Below are 1974 nucleotides of genomic sequence, written 5' to 3' on the forward strand. Positions count from 1 at the left end.
ACATATGTGGATTCAGCGAACTGGTTAAAAGAGTTTGATAATCTCGTTGTTTCAAGAACCTTTTCAAAGGCATATGGCCTAGCAGGTCTTCGTGTTGGTTATATGCTAGCAAACAAAGAGATTACATCAATTCTTAACAGATTAAGAGCTCCTTTCAATGTTAATATTGCCGCACTTGCAGCTGCTATTGCAGCTTTAGATGATGAAGAGTTCTTAAAGAAAACTGTTGATAACAATACTAAAGAAAGGGAGCGTTATGCTGCTTACTGTAAAGAGCATGGTTTATTCATGATTGACAGTAAGGCAAACTTTGTTGCTATCGATTTTAAAGGTCATGATGCTCAGTTAATTGCAAAAGAGCTTTTACAAAAAGGCATTATTGTAAGACCACTGCTTGGTTACAAGTTGCAGGATATTTTAAGAATATCCATTGGCAAAAAAGATGAAAATGATCGCCTGTTTAATGAACTTACAAAACTTCTGGAAACCATATAATTGAAGACTTCACTGAATTTAAAAAAGATCGAATCTGTTAAGGGCAAAGTAATCATTCCTGGTTCTAAATCTCTGTCTAACAGAGCATTGCTTGTATCTTCGCTTGCAAAAGGAAATACTACCTTGCTTAATGTGCTTAAATCTGATGATACTGCAAGAATGATTGAAGCATTGCAGACATTGTCAGTAAAGCTTAATGTCAATATGAACAAGGTTGATATTCAGGGAAATGATGGTGTCTTTTCAGGAGATCTGTGTCAAAAAGAGCTGTACTTAGGCAATGCAGGTACTGCTATGAGACCTTTGTGTTCAGTTCTATCTGTATCTAAAGGTGTATATGAGCTTACTGGCGAACCTAGAATGATGGAGCGTCCAATTGGCCCCCTTACAGAAGCTTTAAAGAGTATTGGATTAAATATTGAGTATCTGAACAATGATGGTTTCCCTCCATTGCTTATTAGAGGATCTCAGGTAAAAAATCATGAAGTTTCAATATCAGGAACAACATCAAGTCAGTATATATCTGCTTTGTTGATGACCGCTCCTGTTTGTGGAGGCCTTAAGATTAAGATTGTAGGTGATCTGATTTCAAAGCCATATGTTGATCTTACAATTGATTTAATCGAAAAATTCGGTGCTAAAGTTATAAGAAACGGATATAAGGAATTTGAGGTTCTTCCAACTGGTTATACTTCACCTACCACATATCTAATTGAAGGTGATGCTACAAGTGCTACATACTTTGCAGCTGCTGCAGCAATTGCAGGTGAAGTTGAAATATATGGACTTTCAAAGAGTTCTGTTCAGGGAGATTTTAAATTCTTCTCAGTTCTTGAAAAAATGGGCGCAAAGGTAACATATCTTGAGAACAGTGTAATAGTTAAAAAAGACAAGTTACATGGTATCGATATTGATATGAATGCAATGCCTGATGCTGCCATGACTCTTGTTCCTATGGCTCTATACACAGATTCACCTGTCACAATTAGAAATATAGCATCCTGGCGAGTTAAGGAGACAGACAGAATTCAAGCTATGGTCAATGAAATGTCAAAACTTGGAGTTTGTGTGTCATCTGGAAACGACTATATATCTATTGACTCAAGTCAAAGAAATAACATTACACCATCGTTTGATACATACAATGATCATAGAATGGCAATGTGTATGTCGTTAGTTGCTTTTGACAGAGAAATTAATATTAACGATCCAGAATGTATTAATAAGACGTTCCCAAATTATTTTAATTTATTAAATTCTGTAAGCTAACTGCGAGTTTTGAATGATATGAAAATTAAAACAAAAATTATATCAAATATAAAATATATAAAGAGCTTAATAAGGATATATTTATGTTCAAAAAAAATGAATGCACGAGTTATCTTTAAAGCTGATGATTTGAACGGCTTGACAAAAAACGTTAAGAAATTAGACAGATTTGTTCTATCAGAAAATATATGTGTTTCATGGGGAATTATA

At 34.4% G+C, this 1974-nt stretch carries 2 protein-coding genes; both read left to right on the top strand.

Features of this window, described 5'->3' with window-relative positions; translation table 11 throughout:
• Positions 1-495 (top strand): aminotransferase class I/II-fold pyridoxal phosphate-dependent enzyme (locus tag ACJML3_RS06285; RefSeq protein WP_406021600.1); only part of this gene is annotated, 495 nt, incomplete at its 5' end.
• Positions 496-1764, top strand: a complete 1269-nt coding sequence (gene aroA, locus ACJML3_RS06290) for a 3-phosphoshikimate 1-carboxyvinyltransferase (RefSeq protein WP_406021602.1) — start codon at positions 496-498, stop codon at positions 1762-1764. It abuts the gene before it with no gap.
• The last annotated feature ends 210 nt before the right edge of the window (positions 1765-1974 follow it).

Source organism: Succinivibrio sp. (genome assembly GCF_045124615.1).
Taxonomy (GTDB): domain Bacteria; phylum Pseudomonadota; class Gammaproteobacteria; order Enterobacterales; family Succinivibrionaceae; genus Succinivibrio; species Succinivibrio faecicola.